Below are 18,741 nucleotides of genomic sequence, written 5' to 3' on the forward strand. Positions count from 1 at the left end.
TGCACTCAAGTTCCACGGCGTCAACTTGACACGTCGAAATGGCGTTGAGACACTTGAGTCGTCAGGGCTCAAGTCTTGACGCACCGACTTCGGTCGCGGGCCAGCACGGCCGGGCCGACAGCTCTGGAGCGCTGCGGCATCCGCTCGCGAGGCCTCCAGGCAGAAGGAGAGACAACATGTCACGAGCAGTAGGAATCGACCTCGGCACGACCAACTCGGTCGTCTCGGTCCTCGAGGGTGGCGAGCCCACCGTCATCGCCAACGCAGAGGGCTTCCGCACCACCCCCTCGGTCGTCGCATTCACGAAAGACGGCGAGGTGCTCGTCGGCGAGACCGCGAAGCGCCAGGCCGTCACGAACGTCGACCGCACGATCGCCTCGGTCAAGCGCCACATGGGCACCGACTGGAAGTCGTCCGAGATCGACGGCAAGAACTACACGCCGCAGGAGATCTCGGCGCGCATCCTGCAGAAGCTGAAGCGCGACGCCGAGCAGTACCTCGGCGACACCGTCACCGATGCGGTCATCACCGTGCCGGCGTACTTCAACGACGCCGAGCGCCAGGCCACGAAGGAAGCCGGCGAGATCGCGGGCCTCAACGTGCTGCGCATCATCAACGAGCCCACGGCGGCCGCGCTCGCCTACGGCCTCGACAAGGGCAAGGAAGACGAGCTCATCCTCGTCTTCGACCTCGGTGGCGGCACGTTCGACGTCTCGCTCCTCGAGGTGGGCAAAGACGACGACTTCTCGACCATCCAGGTGAAGGCGACCGCCGGCGACAACCGGCTCGGCGGCGACGACTGGGACCAGCGGGTCGTCGAGTGGCTCATCAAGCGCTTCAAGGACTCCACCGGCGTCGACGTCTCGAAGGACAAGATCGCCCTCCAGCGTCTCAAGGAGGCTGCGGAGCAGGCGAAGAAGGAGCTGTCCTCGAACATGAAGGCCAGCATCCAGCTGCCCTACCTCTCGCTCACCGAGAACGGCCCGGCCAACCTCGACGAGACGCTCAGCCGCGCCGAGTTCGAGAACATGACGAGCGACCTGCTCGACCGCACGAAGAAGCCCTTCGACGACGTCATCCGCGAGGCCGGCATCAAGCTGTCGGATGTCGCGCACGTCGTGCTCGTCGGCGGATCCACGCGTATGCCCGCCGTCTCCGAGCTCGTGAAGCAGGAGACCGGCCAGGAGCCCAACAAGGGCGTCAACCCCGATGAGGTCGTCGCCGTGGGCGCCGCCCTCCAGGCGGGCGTCCTCAAGGGTGAGCGCAAAGACGTGCTGCTCATCGACGTCACCCCCCTCAGCCTCGGCATCGAGACGAAGGGCGGCATCATGACGAAGCTCATCGAGCGCAACACCGCCATTCCCACGAAACGCAGCGAGACCTTCACGACCGCCGACGACAACCAGCCGTCGGTCGCCATCCAGGTCTTCCAGGGCGAGCGCGAGTTCACGCGCGACAACAAGCCGCTCGGCACGTTCGAGCTCACCGGCATCGCGCCCGCGCCCCGCGGCATCCCGCAGATCGAGGTCACGTTCGACATCGACGCCAACGGCATCGTGCACGTGTCCGCGAAGGACAAGGGCACCGGCAAGGAGCAGCGCATGACGATCTCCGGCGGCTCCGCGCTGCCGAAGGAAGACGTCGAGCGCATGGTGCGCGACGCCGAGGAGCACGCCGCCGAAGACAAGAAGCGCCGTGAGTCCGCCGAGACGCGCAACTCCGCCGAGCAGCTCGCCTACTCGATCGACAAGCTCATCAAGGACAACGACGACAAGCTGCCCGCCGACGTCAAGTCCGAGGTGCAGGGCGATGTCGATGCGCTGAAGTCGGCGCTCGCCGGCGACGACGACGAGGCCGTGAAGACCGCGTTCGACAAGCTCTCGCAGTCGCAGGGCAAGCTCGGCGAGGCCATCTACGCCCAGAGCCAGACGGCGGATGCCACGGCCGGCGCCGGAGAGGACTCGAACCCCACGGGCGAGCAGGCCACCTCCGATGAAGACGTCGTCGACGCCGAGGTCATCGACGACGAAGACACGTCGACGAGCTCAGAGCAGGCCAGGTAATCATGACCGACGAGAACCAGATCCCCGAAGAGCCGGTCATCCGCGACAAGCGGCGGATCGACCCCGAGACGGGCGAGGTTCGCCGTCCGGCGCACGAGGCCGAGACTGCCGAAGACGCCGAGGCGACGGAGGCAGCTGAGGCGGTCGAAGGCGCCGATGGCCCCGAAGCCGCCGCCGGCGCGGGCGAGACGATCGAGGAGACGGATGCCGCGGCATCCGAAGCCGACGACGACGTGCCGCTCACGGTCGACGACATCCTGAACGCAGCCACCGCCGAGATCCGGGAGCCGAGCGACGAGCACCTCGCCGACCTCAAGCGGGTCACCGCCGAGTACGCGAACTACCGCAAGCGCACCGAGGCGAACCGCGAGGTCGAGCGCGAGCGCGCCGTCGGCGCGGCCGTCGCCGTGCTGCTGCCCGTGCTCGACGACCTCGACCGGGCCGAGAAGCACGGCGACCTCGAGGGCGACGCCCCGTTCTCGACGATCGCGGCGAAGCTCCGCGCGGCCGTCGAGAAGCTCGGGCTCTCGTCGTTCGGCGAGATCGGCGAACCGTTCGACCCGCAGCGTCACGAGGCGATCTTCCAGCAGCCGAGCGACGAGGTCGACACCGACACCGTGGCCGACGTCGTCGAGACCGGCTACCTGCTCGGCGGCACGCTGCTTCGCGTGGCGAAGGTCGTCGTGAAGACCCCGCAGTAGCTCGATCCGGTGGTTGAGTAGGCAGCGAAGCAGCCGTATCGAAACCACACTGCACGGTCACTGGTTTCGATACGCGTCGGGCTCCGCCCGGCGCTACTCAACCACCGGTGTCGACCACCGGGCGAGTAGATTTCGAGAGAGGAGGTGCCGATGGCCAGTCAGGATTGGTTCGACAAGGACTTCTACGAGGTGCTCGGCGTCTCCAAAGACGTGAGCGACGCGGAACTCAAGAAGGCGTACCGCAAGCTCGCGCGCAAGTACCACCCCGACTCGAACCCCGGTGATGACGCGGCCGAGGCGAGGTTCAAGGAGATCAGCGAGGCGCACTCGGTGCTCTCCGACCCCGAGCAGCGCAAGGAGTACGACGCGATCCGGGCGATGGGCTCAGGTGCGCGATTCACCGCGCCCGGCGGCGGCGGCGCGGCAGGCGGCTTCGAAGACGTCTTCGGCACGATGTTCGGCGGTCAGGGCGGTCGCACGTACCAGCAGGGCGGCCAATACGACGACTTGCTCGGCGGGCTGTTCGGCGGCGGCCGATTCGGCCAGCCCACCGGTGGATTCCGAGGCTTCGGCGGCCCCTCGAAGGGCCGCGACGTCACCGCCTCGACGACACTCGACTTCCTCACCGCCACCAAGGGCCAGCAGATCACCCTGCAGGCCTCCGACGGCAGGCCGATCACCGTGAAGATCCCCGCGGGGGTCGCCGACGGGCAGAAGATCCGGCTGCGAGGCAAGGGCCAGCCCTCGCCCGACGGCGGCGAACCCGGTGACCTCGTGCTGAGCGTCTCGGTGCGCAAGCACCCCGTGTTCGAGCGCGACGGTCTCAACCTCCGGGTGACCGTGCCCATCACGTTCGCCGAGGCGGCACTCGGCGCGACCATCCAGGTGCCGACGCTCGGGGGCGACCCCGTGAAGCTGCGCGTCGCCCCGGGCACTCCGAGCGGACGCGTGCTGCGCGTGAAGGGCCGCGGCGTCGAGACCTCGAAGGGCACGGGCGACCTCCTGGCCGAGGTGCAGGTCGCGGTGCCCTCGCACCTGTCGAAAGACGCCGAGGAGAAGCTGCGCAACTTCATCGCCGAACTGCCCGACGAGAATCCCCGAGACGGGCTCATCGCGAAGGCCAGGGGCTAGGAGCGACCATGAACGAGCTGAGTCCGCTGTTCGTCATCTCCGTCGCGGCGGAGCTCGCGGGAATGCACCCGCAGACGCTGCGACAGTACGACCGGCTCGGTCTCGTCTCTCCGACGCGCACCGCCGGCAAGTCCCGCCGGTACTCGATGCGCGATGTCTCGCAGCTGCGCGAGATCGCCCAGCTCTCGAGCGAGGGCGTGAGCCTCGAGGGCATCCGGCGCGTGCTCGGCCTCGAAGACCAGGTCGCGTCGCTCGAGACACGCGTGCGCGAACTCGAGGCGGCGCTCGCCGACGAGATGCTCAATCGCCCCGGTCGTCGCGTGTTCGCGGCCGGCGCTGCTGGCGAAGTCGTCTCGATGCGCGCGGGCACGCGAGTGCGGCGCGAGAACGCCGTCGTCGTGTGGCGTCCGCTCGACCGCGAGTAACCAGCGCGCCAGAGATATCGCCGGCGTATCGAAAACCGCATACGTCGTGACAACACCGGGCTGCCTTGACTGGAGGCATGGCCTACAGCGAACACGCACGAACAGCGCCCCGCGGCATCCGATCGCTGCCGTCCACGTTCTCCTCGGCTGCCGCTGACCACCGCGGTGCGCTCGGCAGGGCGGATGCCGTCGGCACGGGAATGGGAATTCGATCTACGGGTGCGGGCCGGATGAGGCCGTCGTGTTCCGCGAGGTGGCGCCTCGCTTCGGCGTCGCACTGACGATCACCGATGCCGCGGCATCCGAGGCTACTGTTGGGCTGGCCATCGGGAATCGATACATCAGCGTCGGCCACAAGACTCCGATCACCAATTCCACACTTCGTTCGCTCAGCGAAGCCGGAGTCGCCTACATCTCCACCAGGAGCACGGGGCATGACCACATCGACGTGGACTTCGCGCGCAGCGTCGGCATCTCGGTCGAGGGTGTCGAGTACTCGCCCGACGGCGTGGCCGACTACACGCTGATGCTGATGCTGATGGCCGTGCGGAACGCGCGATCGATCGTCACCCGCGCAGAAGCCCACGACTTCAGGCTGAATCGCGTGCGCGGCAGAGAGCTCCGCGACCTGACCATCGGGGTCATCGGAACCGGCCGCATCGGTGCGGCAGTCGTGGAGAGGCTGCAGGGCTTCGGATGCCGCGTGCTGGCTCATGACCGCAATCCCAATACCCCTGCGGACCACGTCCAACTCGATGAGCTGCTTCAGCGGAGCGACCTCGTCACGCTGCATACGCCACTCAGCGCGGAGACGAGACATCTCCTGAATCGTCAGCGGATCGAGCAGATGAAAGATGGAGCGATCATCGTCAACACGGGCCGCGGTTCGCTCATCGACACCGAGGCTCTGCTCTCCGCGCTCGAGAGCGGCAAGTTGGGCGGCGCGGCGCTCGACGTGCTCGAGGGAGAGGAGGGCATCTTCTACGCCGACCGGCGAAACAGGCCGATCGAAAGCCGACTCGTCCTGCGATTGCAACGGCTGCCGAACGTGCTCATCACTCCGCACACCGCCTATTACACGGAGCACGCACTGTACGACACGGTCGAGAACACCATTCGCAATTGCCTCGAGTTCGGACGGCGGCAGCATGGCTAGGTTGAGGGTCGCGGTCATCTTCGGAGGGGCCTCGGAAGAGCACCCCGTCTCGGTCAAGTCTGCGCAAGAGGTCGCGCGAAACCTGAACCTCGCCAAGTACGAGCCGTTCTATCTCGGGATCACCACAAGCGGCGAGTGGAGGCTCTGCGAGAGCCCCGACCCGGGCTGGGAGAACGGCAACGGCCGTGCGGCAACGCTGTCGCCCGACCGAGGCGTCCACGGAGTGCTTGTTCAGACGGATGGCGGATACGACACGGTCCACCTCGACGTGGCGCTTCCCGTGCTGCACGGCAAGCTCGGCGAGGACGGCGCAATTCAAGGCCTGTTGGATCTCTCCGGCATCCCCTATGTGGGGTGCGACGTCCAGAGCTCCACCCTCTGCATGGACAAGTCCCTTGCCTATCTCGTCGTTCGAAGCGCAGGAATCGCCACCCCGAGGTTCTGGACGGTCGCGGCCGACGGGCAGGTCGACCCCGACCCGCTGCCGTATCCCGTTTTCGTGAAGCCCGCCCGATCGGGATCGTCGTTCGGCGTCAGTCGCGTGGACCGAGCGGAGGACCTGCCGGGCGCGGTGGAAGCCGCACGACGGTACGACTCGAAGGTGCTGATCGAGGAGGCGGTCCTCGGCAGCGAAGTCGGGTGCGCGGTGCTCGAGAGCGCCACGGACCTCATCGTCGGCGAGGTCGATCAGATCCGTCTGTCCCACGGCTTCTTCAGGATCCATCAGGAGGACGCGCCGGAAGTGCGCTCCGAGAACGCGGCCGTGGTCGTTCCCGCCGACATCACGGCAGAGGCGCGCCTTCTCGTGCAGCAGACGGCACGAGCCGTCTATCGCGCGTTGGGATGCAGGGGACTCGCACGGGTCGACATGTTCCTGAAGGAAGACGGAGAGGTCGTGCTCAACGAGGTCAACACGTTCCCGGGCATGACCTCGTACAGCCGATATCCGCGAATGATGGCGGCCGCCGGGCTCCCGCTCGCCGAGGTCATCGACCGGTTGGTGTCGTTCGCACTGAACGGACGACGTCGATGAGTGATGACTTCGTCTTCGTGGACGAGCTGGTTCCCGGCATCCGCTGGGATGCGAAGTACGCCACCTGGGACAACTTCACCGGCAAGCCCGTCGACGGATACCTCGCCAATCGGGTCATCGGTACGAGAGCCCTGTGCGGAGCTCTGGAGCGCGCGCGCGACCGAGCGACATCCCATGGCTTCGGGCTCCTCCTGTGGGATGGCTATCGCCCTCAGCGGGCCGTCGACGACTTCCTGCGCTGGTCACGGGCGCCGGAGGATGGCCGCACGAAACTGCGGCACTATCCGAACATCGACCGACCCGAGATGTTCGAGTTCGGCTATGTGGCCGCGAAGTCGGGCCATAGCCGGGGCAGCACCGTCGACATGACGCTCTTTCAGCTGGCGACCGGCGAACTCGTCGCCATGGGCGGCGACCATGATCTGATGGACTCCGTCTCACATCACGGAGCCGAGGGAATCCCGGAAGCCGAGGCTCGGAACCGGCAACACCTGCGTTCGATCATGGAGGCCTGCGGGTTCAGCTCCTATCCGGCCGAATGGTGGCACTACACGCTGCGGAACGAGCCGCATCCCGACACCTATTTCGACTTTCCGATCACGTAGGGCTGGTCGTCATCCGGTGTGCGCTGGCGCGGCAGGTAACTGCACCGTGACTCGGAGCCCTCCAGCGTCGAGCGGGGTGAGGGTGAGGGTTCCATCGTGCGCCTGGGTGATGCTCTTGACGATGGCCAGGCCGAGGCCGACACCTGCGTGGTGGGCGCGGATGCGTCCGGTGCCGCGCTGGAACGGTTCGGTGAGGGTCGAGACCAGCTGTGGCGTGAGCTTGTCGCCGCTGTTCTCGACCGTGAGCACGACGGACTCGGGGCGGGCGGTGGTGCTGACCTGCACGGTGCCGTGCTCGGTGACGTTGTGGACGATGGCGTTGTGCAGGAGGTTGGTGGTCAGCTGCAGCAGGAGCGCGTGCGAGCCGATGGTGGGGGTGATGTCGCCGGAGGTCTCGATGGTGAGCCCGCGTTCTTCTGCAAGGGGGAGGAGCGTCTCGGTGGCTTCTTCCGCGATGAGCGACAGGTCGAGGTGTTCTCGCGTGAAGGATCGCTGGTCGGTGCGGCTGAGCAGGAGCAAGGCCTCGGTGAGTTCGATCGCCCGGGTGTTGACGGCGTGGAGGCGATCGACGAGCTCGCGGGCGTCGCCGTTCGGATCGCTGCGGGCGACGTCGAGCAGCGTCTGCGTGATCGCCAGCGGGGTGCGCAGTTCGTGCGACGCGTTGGCTGCGAACCTCTGCTGTTCGGCGACGTGGGCTTCGAGCCGTGCGAGCATGGCGTCGAACCGGTCGGCGAGTTCGCGGAACTCGTCGTTCCGGCCGTCCAGTTCGATCCGGTGCGAGAGCGATCCCTTCGCAGCGATGCGCGTGGCCTCCGTAATCCGGGCCAGAGGCGCGAGCATGCGGCCGGCGAGGATCCACCCTCCCAGCAGACTGAACCCGAGCAGGAAGACCATCGCCCAGGCCGCGGCCGGAATGAAGGCGCGCTCGAGATCGCCGCGGTTGGGCATGCCGGGTCCGGGGGTCAGGATCGGGCCGTCTGGGACGTAACGCAGGAGGAACACCCACACGACCGCGAGCAGCAGGGCACCCGCGATCATGAGGAACCCCGCATAGCTGAGGGTGAGCTTGAGGCGAACGCTCAACCCGGGCGCCCTAGCCATCGTCGCCTTCCCCTTGACCGGCGCCGGGCGCTGCCTCGATGCGGTAGCCGACGCCGGGCACCGTGGCGATGATCGAGGGTTCGCCGAGGCGTTTGCGCAGCGCCGAGACGGTGATGCGCACGGCGTTGGTGAACGGGTCGGCGTTCTCGTCCCACGCTCGCTCCAGGAGCTCTTCGGCGCTGATGACCCCGCCTTCGGCGGCGACGAGCACCTCGAGCACGGCGAACTGCTTGCGGGTCAGCGCGATGTAGCGGCCGTCGCGGTAGACCTCACGGCGGAACGGATCCAGTCGCAGGCCGGCGATCTCTCGCACGGGCGGCCTGCTGTGCGCGCGCCTGCGGTCGAGTGCCCTGAGACGCAGCACGAGCTCTCGGAGTTCGAACGGCTTGGTGAGGTAGTCGTCGGCGCCGAGCTCGAAGCCGGAGGCCTTGTCGTCGATGCGGTCGGCCGCGGTGAGCATCAGGATCGGGATGCCGCTGCCGGAGGCGACGATGCTCTCGGCGATCTCGTCGCCGGATGGACCCGGGATGTCGCGGTCGAGGACGGCGATGTCGTAAGCGTTGATGCTCAGCAGTTCCAGGGCGGTGTCGCCGTCACCGGCGATGTCGGCCGCGATCGCCTCCAGGCGCAACCCATCGCGGATGGCCTCCGCCATGTAGGGCTCATCCTCGACGACCAACACGCGCATACTCGCAATGCTAGGAGCCGGTGCATATCGCCGGCGTATCGAAAGACCGATGGTTGAGTAGCCCGCGAAGCAGGCGTATCGAAACCACTGGGCTGCTCGGGGGGTGGTTTCGATACGCGTCGCGCTTCGCGCGGCGCTACTCAACCACCGGGGTCACCAGGCGGAGGGCGGGGCCTGGATGATCGGCACGGGCGACGTGGTCCAGTTCGCGCCGTTGCCGTAGTGGCTCGACGCCCACGGTGACGCCCAGATCGCCTGAGCCACCGCCGCGGCCGACGTGCCATCCTCGAGCGCAGCGACGATCGCGGTGTAGAACGAGCGCTTCAGCAGGTTGTCGGCCGCGTAGAACGCCGCGGTGTCGAGGCTGTCGTAGCTGCCGAGTCCGCTGCCGCCGCCCGAGCCGTGGCCGTTGTTCAGCGGGTTGTTGCGGTTCCACCAGTTGTCGGGACCGTTCTCCTCGCGCATCCACTGCAGGATCACGGTGACGTTCTGCTCGGTCACCGGCCAGTCGCCGTAGATGAGCACGAGCTTCGCCCAGTCCTCGTTGGTGCCGCTCGCGATGAGCGTCTCGGGGCCGGTCGCCGCCGTGTACGACTCGTGCGAGACCGGCGGCGCCGTGACATCCGGAGCGACGGTCACCGTCTGTGCCGTGCCCACCGATGCGCCCGCCTCGGCGACCGACATGTCGACGCCGGCGGGCGTGACCGGCGCGAGCGCGAGCGTGGCGACGATCGCGAACACGGCGATGGCAGCGCTCGGGGCGGCGAACCGGCGCTTCGATCTGCGGGCATGAGCGCCGCGCGCTGCGGCCGAGTTCCTGGCCGCGCGCGATTCCGCTGGTTGCCGTTCATTTGCGCCCCGCATGCGGACCCGAGGGTAGCAAACGTGCCCGAGAACCGCACCCAGTCGCCCGAACAGCTCGGCGCCCCGGCGCCGCCGCCCGTACCCTTGGGGCATGGCCTTCGACTTCGGCGCCCTGCGGCGTCACCCCGACGTCGAGGGTCACGGACTCGAGGCGTCGGATGCTGCAGACCGCCTCATCCTCGATGAAGCCGCCGCCCGCATTGCCGCAACCGACCCGGGCGAACTCGTGGTCGTCGACGACGCGTTCGGCGCCCTCGCGCTCGCCGCCGCAGGGGCCGGCGCCCGCGGCATCCGCTCGCATCAAGACGCGATCACGGGCGAACGCGCGCTCGCCGAGAACGCCGAACGCGCCGGCCTCGCGGATGCCGTGCAATCGATGCCGCTCGACCCCGAGCTCGTCGCGGGCGCACGACTCGTGCTCCTGCGCCTGCCGCGCTCGCTCGACCGGCTCGACGAGGTGGCGGGCCTCATCGCTATGCATGCGGCTCCCGGCGTCGCCGTGGTCGCCGGCGGGCGGATCAAGCACATGTCGCTCGCGATGAACGACGTGCTCGGCGCGTGGCTCGAACGGGTCGACGTGAGCCACGCCCGGCAGAAGTCGCGCGTGCTCACCTCGACGGGGCCGCGCGCGTCCCGGCATCCGGCGGCCGAGCCATGGCCGCGCAGCGAGCGGCACGACGACCTCGACATGACGGTCGTCGCGCACGGCGGGGTGTTCGCGGGCACGGGCGTCGACATCGGCACGCGCTTCCTGCTCGAGCAGCTCGGCGACGCGGTTCCGGATGCCGCGAGCGCCGTCGATCTCGCCTGTGGAACCGGGATCGTGGCCGCGTGGCTCGCGCGCGCCAGGCCCGCGCTGACGGTGACGGCGAGCGATCGCTCGGCGGCGGCCGCGGCATCCGCTCTCCAGACGGCCGAGGCCAACGGCGTCGCCGACCGCGTGCTCGTGCACCGGGCTGATGCGCTCGAGTCGCTCGCCGATGCGAGTGAGCCGTTCGTCGTGCTGAACCCGCCGTTCCACAGCGATGCCGCCGTGCACGCGGGCATCGCGGCCCATCTCTTCACGGATGCCGCGCGCGTGCTCGCCCCGGGCGGCGAACTGTGGTGCGTGTGGAACTCGCACCTGCGGTACCGGCCGTTGCTCGAGCGGCTCGTCGGCCCCACGCGCCAGATCGCACGCAACGCGAAGTTCACCGTGACGGCGTCGACGGTGACAGACGACGCACGCTGACGCACGCCTGACGGGAGGGGTGCCACACGACGACACGCGCGTTTGCATGATCGCAATGCAACCGGGTTCCCTCGCGGGAAAGGTCGTGTCAGGCTTGTGGGATGACCGACACACTCGAGCACCTCGACACGGAAAGCGTCGTGAACACCGCGATCGACATGCCGTGGAGCACGATCGTGTGGGACGACCCGGTCAACCTCATGACCTACGTGAGCTACGTGTTCCGCAGCTACTTCGGCTACCCGCGCGAGGAGGCCGAGCGGCTCATGCTGCGGGTGCACCAGGAGGGCCGCGCCATCGTGGCCACGGGCAACCGCGAGGCGATGGAACGGCACGCCGAGGCGATGCACGGCTACGGCCTGCAGGCGACGGTGTCGAAGGCCGCGCCATGATCGTCGCGGGCCGCGACGGCGGCGAGGGAGTGCGGCTCGTGCTCGAGACCGAAGAGGCGATGCTGCTCTCCGAGCTCGCCGACCAGGTCGACTCGGTGCTCCTGCTCGGCGAGGTCGACGACCCGGCGCTCGGCCGGCTGCTCCCGAACGCGTATCCCGACGACGTCACGGCGGCCCAAGACTTCACCCGCTACACGCGCGACAGCCTCGTCGACGGCAAGCGGCAGGCCGCCCAGCAGGTGCGCGACGCCACCGCCGTCGACGACGACACCGGCCTCGTGCAGATCGAGCTCGACCAGGCCGAGGCATGGAGCTGGCTCACCTTCCTCACCGACTTGCGGCTGATCCTCGCCGAGCGGGTCGGCATCGTCGAGGAGGGCAGCGACGAATCCGACGAGACCCGCGACGACTACCTCCGGGCCGCCTACGAGTGGGCGGGATTCGTGCAGGGCTCGATGCTCGAGGTGCTCGACCCCATCAAGGGCTGACGCGCCGCGGGCAGCTGCGGCCGCACTCTGCGCGCCGCACCGGACGCGCCGAACCCTCGTGCCGCTGCCGCCGAGCGCGAACGTCTGCCTAGACTGAATCATGGCCGTCACGCTCAGAGCTGTTTCGACCGCGATCCCGCCGACCACCCTGGTGCAGAGCGAGGTGCGAGACGTCTTCGCGGCGCAGCCGGGCCTCAACCGCCTGGCGCAGCGCATCGTCGCCACGTCGTTCAACGTGTCGGGCATCGAGACCCGGTACACCGTGCTCGACGAGCTGAGCTGGGACGCGCATCCCGAGGAGCCCGTGTTCTTCGACATCGCGAGCGGCGAGCTCCTGCTGCCGGGCACGAAGGCGCGGAACGAGGTCTACGCAGCCGAGGCCACCAAGCTCTACGTCGAGGCCGGCCGCGCTGCACTCGCTGCGGCCCCGGGCATCGAGGCATCCGATGTCACGCACGTCATCACCGTGTCGTGCACGGGCTTCTACGCGCCGGGCCCCGACTTCATGCTCGTTCGCGATCTCGGGCTCGGCCCGGCCGTGCAGCGCTACCACCTCGGTTTCATGGGCTGCTACGCGGCGATGCCGGCGCTGCGCACCGCGAAGCAGTTCTGCGAGGCCGACCCGAACGCCGTGGTGCTCGTGGTGAGCGTCGAGCTCTGCACGCTGCACCTGCGCTCGTCGAACGACCCCGACACGATCGTCGCCTCGTCGCTCTTCGCCGACGGCGCCGCGGCCGGCATCGTCTCGTCGCGACCACTCGCCGCCGATGAGCGCGCACTCGACCTCGATCGGTTCGAGACGCGCATCACGCCCGTCGGCGAGGGCGACATGGCCTGGAAGATCGGCGACCACGGGTTCGAGATGGTGCTCTCGAACGCGGTGCCCGCGATCATCGACGACCACATCACGGGCGCCCTCGAGCCGCTCCTGGCGCACGAGCCGGCGCTCGGCGAGGCGCTCGCGACGGATGCCTCGAGCGACGCGATCGAGCACTGGGCGATCCACCCCGGAGGTCGCAGCATCCTCGACAAGGTCGAGTCGCGCCTGGGACTCAGCGAGGCGCAGCTCGTGCCGGCCCGCGAGACGCTTCGCGACTTCGGCAACATGTCGAGTGCGACGGTGCTCTTCGTGCTGAAGAACATCCTCGAGTCGGATGCCGCGGGCGACGGCGATCGCGTCGTGGCCATGGCGTTCGGCCCGGGCCTCACGGTCGAGTCGGCGCTCATGACGGTGCGCACGTGACGTCGTGACCGGTGGGCTCAGGGGCATCCGCTCGGTCGATGCGCTCAGAGCGCTCGGAGTGCTCGATGCGCTCGGGTCGCTCGGTTCGCGTGACGAATCGGCGACCGAGCTCATGGACGACCCCGCCGCCGACCTCGCGATGCTCGAGCGCACCTACGACCGGTTCCGCCTCGTGAACGTCGTCGTCTCGAACATGCGCGCCGTGTACCGACGGTGGATCCGGCCGCGGTTGTCGCCGGCGGCCACCTGCCGGGTGCTCGACATCGGAACCGGCGCCGCCGACGTGCCGCGCGCGCTGCTCGAGTGGGCTCGGGCCGACGGCGTGCGGCTCGAGGTCGTCGCGATCGATCCCGATCCGCGCGCCCTCGATTGGGCGCTCCGCCAGCCTGCAGAGCCCGGCCTGTCGCTGCGCCGCATCTCGAGCCGCGAGCTCGCCGTCGTAGGCGAGCGATTCGATGTGGTGATGTCGAACCACGTGCTGCACCACCTCGACGGTCGCGAGTTCGGCGAACTGCTCGCCGACTCCGAGCGCCTCACGGCGGAGGGTGGCGTGGCGGTGCACTGCGATATCGAGCGCTCCCGGCTCGGGTACGCCGGCTTCGCCCTCGGCACCTGGCCGTTCGCCCGCAACCTGCTCGCGGGTTCGTACATCCGCGCCGACGGGCTCACCTCGATCCGCCGCAGCCACACCGCGGCCGAGCTCGCGGCGTCGCTGCCGCCCGGATGGCGAGTGCGTCGCGGCTTCCCCTCACGGCTCGAAGTGATCTGGAGCGCGGATGCCGCGAGCTGACGCACACCGCGAGGCCCAACCCCGACGCGAGGCGTCGGGGCCCTCGGCCGCGCAGCCGCACCACGACGTCGTGATCGTCGGCGCCGGCGCCGTCGGACTCCTGCTCGGATGCCTGCTCGCGCGCCGCGGCCTCGACGTCGTCGTGCTCGAGCGCCGCACCGAGCGCGGCGGGCGGTCGCGCGCGATCGGCATCCACCCGCCGGGGCTGCGCGCGCTCGGGCTCGTGGGACTCGAGCCCGAGGTGCGATCTCACGCGGTGGAGATCCGCTCCGGCCGGGTCATCTGCCGCGGGCGCGTGCTCGGCGCCCTGTCGTTCGCGCGCGCGGGAACGGTGCTGTCGCTGCCGCAACTCCAGACGGAGGACGTGCTCGAGCGCCGCCTCGAAGAGCTGCAGCCCGGGAGCCTGCGCCGCGGCGTCGAGGTGGTCGGGCTCCGCGACCGCGGCACGCACGTCGAGGTGGCGGGCACGGCCGGCGGCGAGCCGGTGCACGTGAGTGCGCGATACGCCGTCGGCGCCGACGGGGTGCGCAGCGGCATCCGTCACCTGCTCGGACTCGGCTGGGAGCAGCGGCGCGGACGTGCGCACTACGTGATGTGCGACACGCGCGATGACACGGGCGAGCCGTCGACGGCGTTGCTGCACTTCGAGCCCGCCGGCGTGGTCGAGTCGTTCCCGCTGCCGGGGGGTGGGCGTCGATGGGTCGCGTGGGTGCACCGGCCGCCGGCCGAGCCGTCGGCGCAGCAGCTCGAGACGATCGTGCGATCGCGCACGGGCGCCGCCTTCGACGTCGACGACGCGGGCGTGCCGAGTGCGTTCGAGGTCCGCCAGCACCTCGCCGAGCGGATGTCGCGCGGCCGGGTCGCGCTCGCCGGCGACGCCGCGCACGAGATCAGCCCCATCGGCGGCCAGGGCATGAACCTCGGCTGGCTCGACGCCGTGCGCCTCGACCACGAGCTCGCCGCGGCGCTCTCGGCGGGCGCACCGTTCGAGGCGTTCGAAGCCTACGACCTGGTGCGTCGGCGGGCCGCCGCGCGCGCCATCCGGCAGGCCGCGTTCAACATGGCGATGGGGGCGCCGGCGCACGGCCTGCGTCTCGCCGCGCGCAACGCCGCGGTGCGCGTGCTCGCCATTCCGCCGTTGCGTGCGCTGCTCGCCAACGCGTTCACGATGCGCTGGCTCTGAGCGGTTGCGGCTCCGCGCCCCGTCGGCTTCCGCGGCGGCCGCCGTTCCTGTGGCGGGCTGCGAAACGAAAGAATTCCGATCGGCTCTTGACAACGATGTCAGCACGTGGTCAGAATGAATCCGCTCAATCGTTTTAGCAACCACGACGAAGTGGAGGAGGTGCCGTCACAATGCCACGAGTTCGAATCTCAGATGTCGCTGCTGCGGCCGGCGTATCCATCTCCACCGTCTCGCTCGTCATGAACGATCGCGACGCCCGAATCCCGCTCGAGACGCAGGAGCGCGTGCGGGCGGCCGCCGCCGCGACCGGGTACACCCCGAACTCGGTCGCCCGCGGCCTGCGGATGCAGACCACCCGCACCATCGGCCTCGTCTCCGACACGATCGCCACGACGCCCTACGCGGGTCGCATGCTCGCGGGGGCCCAGGATGTCGCGCGCGAGCACGGTCACCTCGTGATCCTCGTCGACACCGGCGACGACGCCGAGGTCGAACGCGATGCGATCCGCGCCCTCGCCGACCATCAGATCGACGCGCTCATCTATGCGTGCATGTGGCACCGGGTCGTCGACGCGCCCGATCACCTTCCGGCCCGCACGGTGTTCCTCGACTGCCGACCGGTCGGCGGAGGGCACCCGGCCGTCGTGCCCGACGACCGCGCGGGCGGCGCCACCGCCGTGCGAGAGCTCGTCGCGGCCGGCCACCGTCGCATCGCCTTCGTCGACGTCGACGAGCCCAATGCCCCCATCGCCTCGGCGCTTCGCCTCGAGGGGTACATGGAGGCGCTTCGCGAGGCGGGCATCGAACCCGACCCCGAGTTGCACGTGTACGGCGCCACCACCACCGCAAAGGGCGGCCGCAGTGCCACTGACCTCCTGCTCGACCTGCCCGAGTCGCGCCGCCCGACGGCGCTGTTCTGCTTCAACGACCGCATGGCTGCCGGCGCGTACGTCGCCGCGCGTCACCGTGGTCTCGAGATCCCGCGCGATCTCTCGATCATCGGCTTCGACGACCAGCAGCTCGTCGCCGCCGAACTCGACCCGCCGCTCACGACCGTGGCCCTGCCCCACTACGAGATGGGGCGATGGGCGACCGAGGTCGCGCTCGGCGTTCGGACACCGGATGACCCCGGTGCCGTGCACCTCATGGAGTGCCCGATCATCCGACGAGACTCCGTGAGCCCGCCGCCGGCAGCAGGTCGTGACCCCGGCCGACGGCGGACCTGACGAAACCCAGAGACCGCCGACGGCGGTCGCCGAGTGGTACCCGACCTGGACGTCGGGCACCGTGAAAGGAATCAAGCAATGAAGCGCAGATCCCTCCCAGTGATGGTATCGCTGGCTGCCGCGTCAGCCCTCGCGTTGACGGCGTGCGGGCAGGCCGGCCAGGGCGGCGGGTCCGGAGACGGGCCCATCGAACTGACGATGTGGACGCACTCGGCCGGCAACCCCGCCGAGCTCGAGGTCTACGAGAAGATCATCACCGAGTTCAACGCGTCGCAAGACGAGTACAAGATCGTCGAGGAGTCGTTCCCGCAGGGTGCATACAACGACGCGATCACGGCGGCCGCCGCTGCGGACGACCTGCCGTGCCTCCTCGACATGGACGGCCCGATCATGCCGAACTGGGCGTGGGCCGGATACCTCCAGCCGCTCGACCTGCCTGAGAGCATCACCGACGAGCTGCTGCCGACCGCGGTGGGCACCTACGAGGGCGAGATCTACTCGGCCGGGTACTGGGATGCCGCGCTGTCGATCTTCGCTCGCAAGTCGGTGCTCGACGCGAACGGGGTTCGCATCCCGACGATTGACGAGCCGTGGACACTCGGCGAGTTCGACGCCGCGCTCGCCACCCTCCAGTCGGCCGGATACGCCACGCCGCTCGACATCGGCGCGGAGGACGCGGGCGAGTGGTGGTCGTACGCCTACTCGCCGATCCTGCAGAGCTTCGGCGGCGACGAGATCGACCGCGACACGTTCCTCACCGCCGAGGGCGCGCTGAACGGCCCCGAGGCGGTCGACGCCTTCACCTGGTTCCAGGACGCCTTCAAGAAGGGCTGGGCGTCGAACTCGGGCACGATCGGCAACCAGGAGTTCGTCGACGACCAGGTGGCGCTGAGCTACACCGGCGTGTGGAACGCGCTCGCGTCGATCGAGGCGGTCGGCGACGACCTGCTCATCCTGCCTCCGCCGGACTTCGGCAACGGGCCGAAGATCGGCGGCGGTTCATGGCAGTGGGGCATCTCGTCGAACTGCTCAGAGGAGCAGACCGAGGGTGCGCGCCAGTACCTGGAGTTCAGCTTCCAGGACGAGTACATCGCCGAGTTCGCCGACAAGCAGATCGTCATCCCGGCGACCGCCGGCGCGGAGGACCTCTCCGAGCACTTCGGCGAGGGCGGCGACCTGCAGCCGTTCGTCGAGCTCTCCCAGAAGTTCGCCGTCCCGCGTCCTGAGACGCCGGCCTACCCGGTCATCTCGAGCACCTTCGAGAAGGCGGCGAAGGACATCATGAACGGCGCAGAAGTGAAGTCGACGCTCGACGGTGCCGTCAAGGAGATCGACGCGAACATCGAATCGAACGACGGGTACGGCTTCTAGCCGACCGTCCTGAGCGGTGGGGGCGGCGCGAGCCGCCGCCCCCACCGGATCGGAATCATCAGCCATGCTCGATACCTCGACGCCGGCAACGGAGATTTCCGCCCGCCCGGCAGCAAAGCCCCCGAAGGGGACCGCACCTGCACAGCGTGGGCGCGGCCGCCGCCGCAACAGCCTGGCCCGCCGACGCGAGTTCCGCGCCGGTCTGGCGATGTCGACGCCCGCGATCCTGCTGCTCACGTTCTTCCTCGTGATCCCGGTGCTGCTCGCGTTCGGGTTGTCGTTCACCAACGCCAGGCTCATCTCCCCGAACGCGCCGCGACTCGTCGGCTTCGACAACTTCCTCCGCGCGTTCGAGGACCCGGTGTTCCTGCAGTCGCTCTGGAACACCTTCGCCTTCGCGCTCGTCATCGTGCCCGTGCAGTCCGCCCTCGGGCTGCTGCTGGCCGTGCTCGTCAACCAGCGGATCCGCGGCGTCTTCCTCTTCCGGGTCATCTACTTCATCCCCGTCGTCACCTCGATCGTCGTGGTCTCCATCCTCTGGAAACTCATGTACAGCGAGGACGGGCTCATCAACTCGTTCATCAACACGGTCACGTTCGGGGCTTGGAACGGCGTCGACTGGCTCGGCGAGCAGAGCACCGCGATGCCGGCGATCATCGTGCTCTCGATCTGGCAGGCCGTCGGCTTCCACATGGTCATCTGGCTCTCGGGACTGCAGACGATCCCCGGAGAGCTCTACGAGGCGGCGCGCGTCGACGGCGCGAGCACGTGGCGGCAGTTCACCAACGTCACCTGGCCCGGACTGCGCCCGACGATGATCTTCGTGCTCATCACGATCACGATCGATGCACTCCGGCTGTTCGTCCAGGTCGACGTGATGACCCAGGGCGGCCCGATCGACGCGACGACCACGCTCGTCTACCACGCGGTGCGAGCCGGCTACCGCCAGCAGGAGGTCGGTTACGGCGCGACGATCTCGCTCATCTTCTTCGTGCTCGTGCTCATCATCGCGCTCGTGCAGCGCTGGCTCACTCGAGAGAAGGACTGAAC

19 protein-coding genes are annotated in these 18,741 nt (G+C 68.9%); 16 read left to right on the plus strand and 3 right to left on the minus strand.

Annotated elements, in window-relative coordinates; all coding sequences use genetic code 11:
* Window positions 1–176 precede the first annotated feature (176 nt).
* The 7 genes from dnaK (at window position 177) to vanX (ending at window position 7,114) form a co-directional block, all read left to right on the plus strand.
* Window positions 177–2,063, plus strand: a complete 1,887-nt coding sequence (gene dnaK, locus ESP51_RS07340) for a molecular chaperone DnaK (RefSeq protein WP_129520249.1) — start codon at window positions 177–179, stop codon at window positions 2,061–2,063.
* 2 nt (window positions 2,064–2,065) lie between these two features.
* On the plus strand, window positions 2,066–2,764 hold the full coding sequence (locus ESP51_RS07345) for a nucleotide exchange factor GrpE (protein WP_129520250.1): 699 nt from the start codon (window positions 2,066–2,068) through the stop codon (window positions 2,762–2,764).
* Between the two features lie 150 nt (window positions 2,765–2,914).
* Window positions 2,915–3,895: a DnaJ C-terminal domain-containing protein gene (locus tag ESP51_RS07350; RefSeq protein ID WP_129520251.1), complete on the plus strand. Its 981-nt coding sequence runs from the start codon at window positions 2,915–2,917 to the stop codon at window positions 3,893–3,895.
* 8 nt (window positions 3,896–3,903) lie between these two features.
* A complete protein-coding gene (locus ESP51_RS07355) occupies window positions 3,904–4,320 on the plus strand; it encodes a heat shock protein transcriptional repressor HspR (RefSeq protein WP_129520252.1) in 417 nt (138 codons plus the stop codon).
* Between the two features lie 211 nt (window positions 4,321–4,531).
* Complete coding sequence (locus ESP51_RS07360) at window positions 4,532–5,476, plus strand: D-isomer specific 2-hydroxyacid dehydrogenase family protein (RefSeq protein ID WP_129520253.1); 945 nt, start codon at window positions 4,532–4,534, stop codon at window positions 5,474–5,476.
* A complete protein-coding gene (gene vanA, locus ESP51_RS07365; protein WP_129520254.1) occupies window positions 5,469–6,509 on the plus strand; it encodes a D-alanine--(R)-lactate ligase in 1,041 nt (346 codons plus the stop codon). Before ESP51_RS07360 ends, vanA begins: the two co-directional genes overlap by 8 nt.
* Window positions 6,506–7,114 carry a D-Ala-D-Ala dipeptidase VanX gene (gene vanX / locus ESP51_RS07370; protein WP_129520255.1) on the plus strand — a complete coding sequence of 203 codons (609 nt, stop codon included), beginning with the start codon at window positions 6,506–6,508 and terminating at the stop codon, window positions 7,112–7,114. The genes vanA and vanX overlap by 4 nt, the downstream gene beginning before the upstream one ends.
* A gap of 9 nt (window positions 7,115–7,123) precedes the next feature.
* Here vanX and ESP51_RS07375 read toward each other — a convergent pair whose 3' ends face one another.
* From ESP51_RS07375 to ESP51_RS07385, 3 genes are all read right to left on the minus strand, one after another.
* Window positions 7,124–8,197, minus strand: coding sequence for a sensor histidine kinase (locus ESP51_RS07375; protein ID WP_277871066.1), 1,074 nt, complete (start codon window positions 8,195–8,197; stop codon window positions 7,124–7,126).
* 10 nt (window positions 8,198–8,207) lie between these two features.
* The gene (locus ESP51_RS07380) at window positions 8,208–8,903 is read right to left on the minus strand and encodes a response regulator transcription factor (RefSeq protein WP_129520257.1); all 696 of its coding nucleotides are present in this window, start codon (window positions 8,901–8,903) and stop codon (window positions 8,208–8,210) included.
* A gap of 153 nt (window positions 8,904–9,056) precedes the next feature.
* Window positions 9,057–9,767, minus strand: a complete 711-nt coding sequence (locus ESP51_RS07385; RefSeq protein WP_129520258.1) for a hypothetical protein — start codon at window positions 9,765–9,767, stop codon at window positions 9,057–9,059.
* Between the two features lie 91 nt (window positions 9,768–9,858).
* Between ESP51_RS07385 and ESP51_RS07390 the strand changes: the two genes are divergently transcribed.
* From ESP51_RS07390 to ESP51_RS07430, 9 genes are all read left to right on the plus strand, one after another.
* The gene (locus tag ESP51_RS07390; protein ID WP_129520259.1) at window positions 9,859–10,998 is read left to right on the plus strand and encodes a class I SAM-dependent methyltransferase; all 1,140 of its coding nucleotides are present in this window, start codon (window positions 9,859–9,861) and stop codon (window positions 10,996–10,998) included.
* Window positions 10,999–11,099: 101 nt separating this feature from the next.
* On the plus strand, window positions 11,100–11,390 hold the full coding sequence (gene clpS, locus ESP51_RS07395; protein ID WP_129520260.1) for an ATP-dependent Clp protease adapter ClpS: 291 nt from the start codon (window positions 11,100–11,102) through the stop codon (window positions 11,388–11,390).
* Complete coding sequence (locus tag ESP51_RS07400; RefSeq protein WP_129520261.1) at window positions 11,387–11,878, plus strand: DUF2017 family protein; 492 nt, start codon at window positions 11,387–11,389, stop codon at window positions 11,876–11,878. The genes clpS and ESP51_RS07400 overlap by 4 nt, the downstream gene beginning before the upstream one ends.
* Window positions 11,879–11,978: 100 nt before the next feature.
* Window positions 11,979–13,121 (plus strand): type III polyketide synthase, encoded by a 1,143-nt coding sequence (locus ESP51_RS07405; RefSeq protein WP_129520262.1) that lies wholly within the window; start codon window positions 11,979–11,981, stop codon window positions 13,119–13,121.
* Between the two features lie 4 nt (window positions 13,122–13,125).
* Window positions 13,126–13,911, plus strand: a complete 786-nt coding sequence (locus ESP51_RS07410) for a methyltransferase domain-containing protein (RefSeq protein ID WP_241843036.1) — start codon at window positions 13,126–13,128, stop codon at window positions 13,909–13,911.
* Window positions 13,898–15,094, plus strand: coding sequence for an FAD-dependent oxidoreductase (locus ESP51_RS07415; protein ID WP_129520263.1), 1,197 nt, complete (start codon window positions 13,898–13,900; stop codon window positions 15,092–15,094). The genes ESP51_RS07410 and ESP51_RS07415 overlap by 14 nt, the downstream gene beginning before the upstream one ends.
* Window positions 15,095–15,264: 170 nt before the next feature.
* Complete coding sequence (locus ESP51_RS07420; protein WP_129520264.1) at window positions 15,265–16,320, plus strand: LacI family DNA-binding transcriptional regulator; 1,056 nt, start codon at window positions 15,265–15,267, stop codon at window positions 16,318–16,320.
* A gap of 78 nt (window positions 16,321–16,398) precedes the next feature.
* On the plus strand, window positions 16,399–17,691 hold the full coding sequence (locus tag ESP51_RS07425; protein WP_129520265.1) for a sugar ABC transporter substrate-binding protein: 1,293 nt from the start codon (window positions 16,399–16,401) through the stop codon (window positions 17,689–17,691).
* 208 nt (window positions 17,692–17,899) lie between these two features.
* Window positions 17,900–18,739, plus strand: coding sequence for a carbohydrate ABC transporter permease (locus tag ESP51_RS07430; RefSeq protein WP_129520266.1), 840 nt, complete (start codon window positions 17,900–17,902; stop codon window positions 18,737–18,739).
* The last annotated feature ends 2 nt before the right edge of the window (window positions 18,740–18,741 follow it).

This window comes from Agromyces albus (assembly GCF_004134825.1).
GTDB classification, from domain to species: Bacteria; Actinomycetota; Actinomycetes; order Actinomycetales; family Microbacteriaceae; genus Agromyces; species Agromyces albus.